Here is a 9,550-nt window from a genome sequence, read left to right as displayed (position 1 = left end):
ATAAGGCTACGTGGGACAAAGATTATAGAGCAAAAGTTCTCTTTACATCAGCTTAACAAAGTACGTTCGCGCCCTTGTAAGTGTGAGGTTTGCACTGCCATCACTTGAAACTTCTTCGTAAGCATTTCCCCAGCATACCCAAGGCCACTCCATTGATGACGCAAAGCGTGTTTTAGTTACTTCCAAGCCGTAGGTTGGGAAGAATGCGCCTAGTCTGCTTGAAGTGTTCTGGAAGGAGAACAAAATCTTAGCAGTTCGGCTGATACTTGCCTGAGTCATGTTATAAGTCATCAGCGCTCCAGTAGTACCGGATCTTGCGGCTAGTAGTGTGTTATCCAATGATTAAGCGCCTACTAAACTCGACCCGCACATATTGCTGAAAGTGTATATATCGACGTTTTCGAACCACCAACCATATTGCTCGCCATCATTGAGATCACTATATTCAGGAACCCAAACAACTGTGTTCATTTTACAACATATAAAAATATTTACTGTTTAAATGCTCATTTAGTACTCATAAATAGTTCCATAAATTCAACACATTCTCTCTGTTGCTCAAATACGATCAGTTTTTATTTTGAGTGTTGGTGACAGAATGACTTCTAAAAAAGTGCTAGTGGAAAGGAAGATTAAAAGGAAAGTGATGGCCAGAGTTCTTCTAAGCTCGGGTATTGGAATTTCCATCACGGCTGCTGTTGCAGGTATGGTTTATGCACAATCGGTCGAGCACTTCAAAACGATGGAAGATAAAAAGCTGGAAAGGCCAGTAAATTTTGATTCATTCCCGGCATTCATTAGAGGTATGAACCAGGAGCCAGCACGAACTGACAGTGACAACAATGGCCTCCGTGATGACATACAGTTAAAGATCGCCTATCAATACCCATTTGATGCCAACAAGAGAGCGGCCCTAATTCAGTATTATGAGTCCCTAATTCAGCTTCTACGATTAAATACTGAAATGCGTGAGTTGAAGATTTCATATGGAATTATGCAAGTGAACAAGGCTCTAAAGTGCCTCCAGAGTGAAGGGGTGCCAGAAGATGTATCATTAGCTATCAAGGAAATGGCACTTGATAGGGATGCGCTTCTAGTAAGGCATGATGAAATATTGGCTATGGAACCGAACTTACCCCCTGAGTTATTCCAACGAAGAATCGAGAGTGATTGTAATTTGCTGCTACAAAACAATGAGCAGTCGTTACAGAGTTGGGTACCTAACGATTAAAGATTGCTTACTGTACAACTCACTAATTAACGGTGAGTTTTTGTTGCATTAAGATCACGATTGGTCGTCATTGATAGTTGAACGCTAAGTTTTAATATCGTAGTATTCCTTTGTTGTTTTTGCGTAAACATAGCATGAAGCGTATATTTTTTGACTATATTGCATTCTCGTTTGACTATTGGGAAGTTACATCACCTTTTCTCATAACCCGCTTCGGCGGGTTTTTTTTATCCAACCATCACCTAATATCGTTCTACATCGGACCAATCCGTTTACCTCGCCTCTATAAACAACAATCAGAGTTATACCGCCTGCCTTAATTTGTGGCCATTAGACTTACCTGTTATGGGTCATCGCCACGAAGGGATAGAAGATAAATTTTGTCATTTATATATTCATTAACACTAATGAGTTATTTATCATTAGTTCAAAATAATGTATAGATCCACGCCAATGTTTGCATGCCGAATAAAAATGAATGCATGTTCGTATGACTAGTTGAGGGGCAATGAATTAAAAATATTGTGGTCGCTTTTTATACCTATTCACTTAAATGACTGCGCATTCAAAAAAAAATGTATTGCCCCCGAATTTTTTCAAGCCTGATGCTTATCTATGCAAATGTTATTCACAATCATATAGAAACCCACGTGCATAATAAGGTAATATTTGTAGTCGATAACATTGGAACTATTACATGGGCTATTTCATCGGTCATCGCCAGTACGTAAAGTCTGAGCTTCAAATTCAAATAGAAAGTGAGAAGCTAGAGTTAAAAAAGCGATTAGCAAAGGAAAAATGGGATAGCCAATGGATCACTGTTTGGCGCCTTAAACGCTTTAGATTGTGGACAGATCAAGCAATCGTTAGGTGGTTAGGCAAACCCAAAACAAAAGGGAAATATAGGGTTTTCTCTGTAGATGATGTGCGAATAGTTGAGGCTGAGAAGGATTTCAAAGACTGGCTTGCCCCACGGTTAACGCGCAAATTATTGAAAGATGAATTTTTTAATATCAACAAGTTGTAACATTAAGGTTAGATGTGAAGCGCTTTTTAGTCAGCTTAGTTGGATTGGGATTTCTAGTAGGCTGTAACAAACAATTCGAGACAATCAAATTACCTCATAATTCAGTCATTAATGAGGGCAGTTTTGTTTTTGCTGAACTTGGTACTGAATATAATGTGAAGGTTTCCAAAATCGGCGTCCATGCACCAGAGAATTGTTTTTTTGACACATTCTCGACAAGGCTGGACAACCATTCTCACCGTATATTTTATGATTTTCTCTCTATGACGTGCGGTAGTAGTACTTTGTCATTTAGGGGGTACGCGATAGGTGGCGATGAAATAAGAGGGTTGAGACTTGATCCTGAATCTGGTGAACCAATATCAGCAGATTACCACTTTAAAGTAAAAGTGATTAAGGATGCCTACATAAGCGATATTGAATTAGTCATAAAGGAAATTTAGCCTTTGAACGATTTGTGCGTAGGACGTTATCCACTGGCGCGCCTACGTTGCAAATGCATTTATCATCAACAAGTTGTGGTTTTGTGAAGGGTGCTCACACTCTCACGATTTTACCCAGTAAACAAACAGTCAGCCTTATTGTTGTACTAAAGCAATTGTTTAAAAATGTGGTTCACATTGATAAATTTGGGCACTGTTTTGACTTACAGAGTGGTAAGAATCACCGAACTGATGGACTATGAATTCGGGCAAGTTGAGGGTGATATTAACCGTTTGGAAAAGCGGGATATTTCTAATCTGCCAGGTGGCTATTCGTTTGAGAAGCTGGTGGATAAATTAAAAACCGGTGAGTTGGCTCTATTAACGGATTTCCCCTCAAAGCCAGTCCTCTCACAAGATAGTATGACTCGAACATGGTCATTAACATCAGACGCTAGTGACTTACTGACAGATAGTGCTAAATCTGCATTTTCAACTCGAGCAAATATGGCCGGCGGCCCTCCAGTATCCACCAGTTCTGCAGCTGGTTATTCCTATGTACCCAACATTGATGAAACCTACGTCCCGGAACCTATTGTCATCGACAAGCAATCTGAACCGGAGCTTAAATTTGAATATTGCTTTGAGATTGTCGGTTCAGAAGAGTCATTTAGGAGCAATGTAGGATATTGGTTTTCATTGGCAAAAACCAAGGCTGAGATCTCTCGTGGACGTTGGGGCGCTGTTCGTACTGAGCATGGTATGAAATACACTACTCAGACCGCGGTCGATGAACCAAAGAGATTATTAGCATCCGTGGGTGATAGGGTTCTCGGCATTAGCCTGCCACATGAGGTTAAGGTGAAGCCCATTGGTTCAGGGCAGGTAAAAGATTCGTTTATACCGATAACGCCCACTGTACAGTTAGGTGAGCGACTAGCTTTCCCGTCAGAAGGTTATTTTTATCATTTTGCGAATGGTCATCTGATCCAGGAATATAAAATGCTTGGTGATGGCCACTTCGGTTTCTATGCGACCCGAACGACCCAAAATAGGCTCGATGACGAGCAGTTAGCTAACTTGTATCAAAATACTATCCTAGTGTATTGGAAGATTGATGGTCAGCTGGTCACTGACCAAAGCCTTGTGTATTTAGATCATCAAATCACGAAGGAACAATTAGCCAATATCAATGACGAATGGGTCAATGAGAATGGGAAGGTTCTGGATGTTAACGCACTACTATCAGCCCCAAATCTCCCTGTAGATGAAAGGCTCTCAGTTACTTCTAACGCAACACCTCCACCTCCACAAGCAACACATACGGTTTCAATTAATCCAAATACCAACAGTCGTGAATTGTGGCCAGAGATCGCAGAGCAACATAATCTCAACGCAAAACAGCTATTAGACCTTAACCCTGAATTCAACGATGACCCAATGAAGCTAAAGGTTGGTGACGTATTGAAGGTTTCCGCACCACCAGCACCAGTTAAAAGTGACAAAAAGACGGAACTACCACCGACATCACCAGGTACCTACAATTGCGCTTCAAATGTCTTCTACCGCCATACTGACCCACTAATTTCAGGCACTAGCTGTCATTCAATCAACCAAGAACGGTTGCTCGAGAAAGACTATCCGGTAGTGAACGTCAAAACGCTTAGTAAAGATAGTAAGGCAACTGACTACGGCAAGGCCGCTATTCTTGCTTTGCCGGCAAGTGCTGGGGCTTCTAATTTAGGTTTGATCAGTACCAGTACATCAAACACTATGGGCTCTTGGGCTATTTCCGGTGAGGCGGTCGGTGCATTTGCTCGAGTAGGTGGCTTTCTACTTGCAGCATTATGGCCATCTCAATTAGCGGATAGCACGCTGGATGCTCACCCCGAATACCATGCACATGACTCTGGTCAAATGCGTGTTCGTTTCAATATGTACACCGATGAAAACGGAAAGCAGCAAATCGTCGGGATTAAAACTGGGGATGGCGCCGCGTATGGTGATCGGGTTTCTAAGCGTGCCGCAGAGAAAAGTGGCCAGAACTTTGTCGCGGAACTGGACTACGGGATCACGTTAACATGGACACCTGATGGTTCCACGGATGTACTATCTCCCGATACCGTGACAACTGAAAACAACGAGCTGGACGTACAAAATATCTGGGTCCGTCCTATTGAAGAACATGAGCAAGAACTTGGGACGGCGCTCTATCCAGAAGATGATCTAGCCGAGTACATCATCACGTTTCCAATTGACTCTGGGTTGCCTCCACTTTACATAGTGTTTAGGAAGACTGCACGTGACGAAAGTGGTGTAGTTACCGGTCATGGTGAAGAGATCGCTGGTATATGGCTCGAAACGGCAGGGGAAGAACTTGGGGCTCCAATTCCTAATCAAATCGCTGACAAGTTACGAGGGGAGGAATTCAAGAGCTTTGATGCATTTAGGAAGGCATTTTGGCTAGAAGTGGCAAATGACCCTGATTTATTGAGCCAGTTTAGCAAGGCTAATCAGCGCATCATTAAGCGTGGTAGCTCTCCATTCCCTATACCAACAGAACAAAAAGGTGGACGGGATCGTTATGAGATACACCATGTTGAAGAGGTTCAGCACGGTGGTAAAGTGTATGACGTGGACAATTTAAGAGTAATGACTCCGAGAAGACATATCGATATTCATAAAGGCTTATGAAATGGAACTAAAAGGTAAACTCCAAGACTACACAGAATCAGAATTTAGACGATTTCTGGATGAATTTTTTGAAGACACTGAGACTAATAACCTCCCGGACTCAGAATATGATGAGTACATTTCCAAGCTGGCAAAACACTTCTCTACTATTGTTGAACACCCAGAAGGTAATGGTTTGATTTTCCACCCTGCCGCAAGTCGTGAAGATTCAGTTGATGGTGTGATTGAAGAACTCAAATCATGGTACAAACAGCAAGGGAAGGGGTGTTTCAAAGATGAATAAAACCGATGGTTATGGGATACTTCACTCTTAAACAATGACGTATATAAGTTCATAATGAGTGGGGTTGTCCTGGATAGAATGCAGATAATCGTAACCGGTAATGGAAGATTCCAGCCACTAGCCGTAACCGAATCCGTTCTTAATGCATTGCTAGAGAAGGGGATTACTGTACCTATTGTTGAGATCGCTGATGATGCAGATAACCTTTTCCTTTCACCATCAGCTGGTGGTGATTTAATACATGAAGAGTATTTGCAGATCCAACGAGATGAAAGTTATTTCACTGATAGCCCAGTATTCTTCGTTGAGATTTTCGAACGACAGCATAGTGGTGGCGATATTGGGTTGGAAGAATTGCTTGAGTTTCTGCCCAGCGAATCTGAACAATTCATCAGTCAGATTACCGCGGCTTACATAACACATCGAGGGCTATGCCTATCATGATCTATAAGCGGATTGCAAAAACGAAAGGCGCAGAACCTATTAACCAAGCGCTAAGAGTTCTTTGGCCTTGCAAGGTAATCAGTGGTCTGAAAATTAATAATGCATCAACTGAGCTTAAAGCACGGTTTCTAGACGAAGTAACGGTGAGTGCAATGGCGTTTCTTGCTCTTGGTTTCTGGTTGGGCCAAGGAACAGTACTATTTACTCTTCCTGTCTTCACATACCTTGGCTTTCGTTGGCGCAGAAAGCTAAATTCTATTGATTGAAATCACTATAAACGCCGATAAACAATATCGATTTAATGAGTAATGATTCGCATGAAAAATGAAGACCTGATTAATGCACTACGACACGAAATCGAAAGCAATAAACTGGGCTTGGTAGCTGACTTGATCGCTCACCTATCAAGTAAAGGTGATGAAGATTTAGACCTCTACCGTTATCTAACCAAAGCTACTGAAATTGAATACGAACTCCTAATCGATGTTATTAGGGTGACAAGAGAAAAAGGCATTTATATGTTCAATGGTCTTGTATGTGAGTAAAAAGCGCCATATTGTCATCTAATTTGATGTTTAAGTTATACAGCTAATCCTTGTGTTGTTATATTTGATCTGAATCCTAAATCGACCATTGGTGAACACTTGAATTTTCAAACTTCAAATACCACCGTAACGGTAAACACACTTAAGGTAGATGGTAAGAAGCTAACTAAGTCCGTCCTGTCTAACTTGGCTGTTGTTGATTTTTACGATATTTATGAAGGCGCCCTTTCAGGGCGTTATCAATTTATTGCCAAGTTCCCTATCGAAATTTTTGCCAAGTTAGCAATTGCTAAAGAAAAGATCTTACCTGTTAGGTTGACGTTGCCATCAAAAAATGATTTATCTGACTCTTCTGCCGAAGTTTCAGGTGTTGTTATTTTTGACACAAAACTTGAGGCTTTGGTGATTGGTTGGTTTTGCAACCGGTATGCTCATAAAAGCACAATTGAAGCTAAGAAACGCCATGAATTGTACCGAGAATTAGCTGACCTCTCTGATAATGACTTGCTCAATGAGTTTCAAAAACATCCTGAGACTTACCTGTCTATTTCTAACTCGCGTGAGTTAATAGAGTTTTTGTATGTTTGTTCCAAGCTAGAGAATGAACGGTGGTCAGTTTCCTATGGCGACGGCATCGAGCATTTGCAGGGTTTAATGGATTATGAACAGACAGAAAAATGGTGGAATGAAATGGATAGATCTGATCCGAATTTTCATATGCATGAATACATTTCCGATATACCTAGTGGAGAATGGGTACACGAAAAGATTAATCAAATGTGGGAACGAAACAAGGAGGATTATCTCCGAGATGTTTCATCAGATGAAGCGATTGCTTATGAAAAATTGATGGCGAGTACTAGTAACGATTTGAAGGTACACAATCAATATGAAGCTTCTCCGTTTATTTACCTGTAAGACTTATTAAAAAAGGGAGCACATTTGCTCCCTTTTTCATCCACCGAATATTAAGAAGATTAAATTGCAAAATCTTCTAGCTTTTTATCACCGCTATCGATCGCTGATTGAATGATGGAAGGAGTACGGCCTTGGCCAGTCCACGTCTTCTCTACACCAGCTTCATCAGTGTATTTATACTTTGCTGGTCGAGGTTGGCGGGTACCTTTCGCTTTCGCTTTAGTCGCGCCTGTTAATGCAGAGATCAGCTGTTCTACATCTAGGCCTTGCTCTTCAATTTGCTTAGCGATGGCACTCATTTTCTCTTCTTGTTCTTTTTGCGCTGCGCGCTCCAATTCTTCTGCTTCTCTGCGTTCTTCTACTACAGTAGTCAGCTTATTAAGCGCGTCCTCCAATTGTTCCAACGTCATTTCTTCACGAGCGTAAGCACGAAGGGAACGGATATTTAGTAGCACTTTAGTAAGTTCTGTCATTGTAACCTCTAGTTTAAGCCAATAGGGTAGGCATCAGTGTTCATGTTTAATCGGACTGATCGGGAATGCATCAGCAGTAGTATTACCAGTTTTATTCAAGAGGATTCAACTTCTTAGTCTTAGCACTATGATGTCGCTCAGCTCTTGTTGTGTGTAAGTAACGTGACGTTACATCAATACTTTCGTGTCCAGCATCCGCTTGAACGTGTTGCAAAGGTCGGCCATTAGCAATGTCATGTGAGATACCAGTGTGACGAATGCTATGGACAGTTAGAACTCTTATCTCTGCAGCGTCTTCCATCAAACCATCTTTTTCAAATCGCGCAGCAGTTTTATCGAGAACTTCTTGAATTATTTCGCGTATTTGTCGAATCCCCAAGTTTGCATTCAACACGCCTTCTTCGCGGCCATGTGAAGCTGCTCTGTGACGAACAAACAATGGTTCATCATCCGTGGGACTTGGCATCTCCGGGAGTTTACGGAATGTCCTGTAACGGATTAGTGCCTCTTTGAGTTCATCCGACACGGCTACTGTGCGTCGCTTACCGCCCTTAGACTTAGGGATGTAGAAGCCCAGATAACCGGTTTTTTTGTCACGCCTGAACTGGGACATGACTGGCGCATAGCCGGGGCGAGCCCCGATCTCTGAAATACGGCAGTAGGTTCCGTAAAGCAGCCTCACCAGGAATAGTGTTCTTTCGTGAGTTTGAGGGTCTTCTTGGGCCATCTCTTCGACGGTATCCATTACATATGACCACTGCAAATCAGAGAAGAACTTCATTTCGTCATCATCTTCACCGGCTGCAGTAGATTGAGATTTTGATTTGTACTTCCCAAACTTTAAGACTATCGCTGCAGGATTTGCATCACAGTACTCTTCGGCATTCAAATACTGAAAGAATAAGCTCAATATGCTCAGTTTTTGATGTGCTGCATTAGCAGAGAGTTTGTATTTAACTTCGTTTATATCGGCATTTGATGACTTAGGTTTTGATTTTCGGAACAGTCGCCATTTGAAATTAGGCACATTCTCGCCAATACCCTTGTTAAATACGAACTGTGCCGCGTTGTAGGTGCCGATCAGTTCTTCTGGCGGGTTCTCACACCATTCAATGTATTCGCGCATTCTGGCGCGATTCACCATCGATACAGACATACCTTGAACAGACCAGCACCAATGAAGAAACGTATTAATCTCGGCGCGGTAGGCTTTGAAGTTATTGTATGCTTCTTTTTGCTCTGATAGCCAAGCAATAGCATGCTCATATAACTCGCCGGCATCTTCGACAAGGTTAATCGTCAAATGTGCAACGAACTCGTTAATGTATGGGCTAGGGTTATCCAATTCCTCAGCTGAGCCAAACAATGGCATCGCAGGAGGCAGTGGAATCGAATGTCTTATATTCAACGTATTATTCACCTGTTATTTCGCACATAACCATTTTACCACTCTTTGTATTTCTCATGCTGCAAACCTGAGTCTCGTTGTAAACAGTAAATGTTGATAGTTTTA

General features: G+C 41.8%; 12 protein-coding genes. 9 read left to right on the top strand and 3 right to left on the bottom strand.

The window, feature by feature from the left end; translation table 11 throughout:
- Positions 1-42: 42 nt before the first annotated feature.
- Positions 43-339: a hypothetical protein gene (locus tag R7Q39_RS28770; protein WP_258718607.1), complete on the bottom strand. Its 297-nt coding sequence runs from the start codon at positions 337-339 to the stop codon at positions 43-45.
- 307 nt (positions 340-646) lie between these two features.
- On the opposite strand from R7Q39_RS28770, the gene R7Q39_RS28765 reads away from it, so the two are divergent.
- From R7Q39_RS28765 to R7Q39_RS28725, 9 genes are all read left to right on the top strand, one after another.
- Complete coding sequence (locus R7Q39_RS28765) at positions 647-1,231, top strand: hypothetical protein (protein ID WP_318077173.1); 585 nt, start codon at positions 647-649, stop codon at positions 1,229-1,231.
- A gap of 697 nt (positions 1,232-1,928) precedes the next feature.
- Entirely contained in the window at positions 1,929-2,258 is a 330-nt protein-coding gene (locus tag R7Q39_RS28760; protein WP_017190623.1) for a hypothetical protein, read from the top strand.
- A 14-nt stretch (positions 2,259-2,272) separates the two neighbouring features.
- Positions 2,273-2,701 carry a hypothetical protein gene (locus R7Q39_RS28755; RefSeq protein WP_017190624.1) on the top strand — a complete coding sequence of 143 codons (429 nt, stop codon included), beginning with the start codon at positions 2,273-2,275 and terminating at the stop codon, positions 2,699-2,701.
- 210 nt (positions 2,702-2,911) lie between these two features.
- Positions 2,912-5,374, top strand: coding sequence for an S-type pyocin domain-containing protein (locus R7Q39_RS28750; RefSeq protein ID WP_318077172.1), 2,463 nt, complete (start codon positions 2,912-2,914; stop codon positions 5,372-5,374).
- Position 5,375: 1 nt separating this feature from the next.
- On the top strand, positions 5,376-5,657 hold the full coding sequence (locus R7Q39_RS28745; RefSeq protein WP_017190626.1) for a bacteriocin immunity protein: 282 nt from the start codon (positions 5,376-5,378) through the stop codon (positions 5,655-5,657).
- Between the two features lie 78 nt (positions 5,658-5,735).
- Positions 5,736-6,101: a hypothetical protein gene (locus R7Q39_RS28740; RefSeq protein ID WP_017190627.1), complete on the top strand. Its 366-nt coding sequence runs from the start codon at positions 5,736-5,738 to the stop codon at positions 6,099-6,101.
- Positions 6,098-6,367 carry a hypothetical protein gene (locus R7Q39_RS28735; protein ID WP_159373606.1) on the top strand — a complete coding sequence of 90 codons (270 nt, stop codon included), beginning with the start codon at positions 6,098-6,100 and terminating at the stop codon, positions 6,365-6,367. Before R7Q39_RS28740 ends, R7Q39_RS28735 begins: the two co-directional genes overlap by 4 nt.
- A 51-nt stretch (positions 6,368-6,418) precedes the next feature.
- Entirely contained in the window at positions 6,419-6,646 is a 228-nt protein-coding gene (locus R7Q39_RS28730; protein WP_026000358.1) for a hypothetical protein, read from the top strand.
- Between the two features lie 99 nt (positions 6,647-6,745).
- Positions 6,746-7,564 (top strand): hypothetical protein, encoded by an 819-nt coding sequence (locus tag R7Q39_RS28725; RefSeq protein ID WP_017190630.1) that lies wholly within the window; start codon positions 6,746-6,748, stop codon positions 7,562-7,564.
- A gap of 59 nt (positions 7,565-7,623) precedes the next feature.
- Here the strand turns inward: R7Q39_RS28725 and R7Q39_RS28720 are convergent, their stop codons facing one another.
- Both R7Q39_RS28720 and R7Q39_RS28715 read right to left on the bottom strand, forming a co-directional pair.
- Complete coding sequence (locus R7Q39_RS28720; protein ID WP_017190631.1) at positions 7,624-8,037, bottom strand: H-NS family nucleoid-associated regulatory protein; 414 nt, start codon at positions 8,035-8,037, stop codon at positions 7,624-7,626.
- Between the two features lie 91 nt (positions 8,038-8,128).
- Positions 8,129-9,445: a tyrosine-type recombinase/integrase gene (locus R7Q39_RS28715; RefSeq protein WP_202801023.1), complete on the bottom strand. Its 1,317-nt coding sequence runs from the start codon at positions 9,443-9,445 to the stop codon at positions 8,129-8,131.
- Positions 9,446-9,550 lie beyond the last annotated feature (105 nt).

The sequence above is a fragment of the Vibrio sp. 947 genome (genome assembly GCF_033339115.1).
In the GTDB taxonomy this organism is placed as follows: Bacteria; Pseudomonadota; Gammaproteobacteria; order Enterobacterales; family Vibrionaceae; genus Vibrio; species Vibrio alginolyticus.
This window is presented reverse-complemented; position numbering and strand designations above follow the sequence as displayed.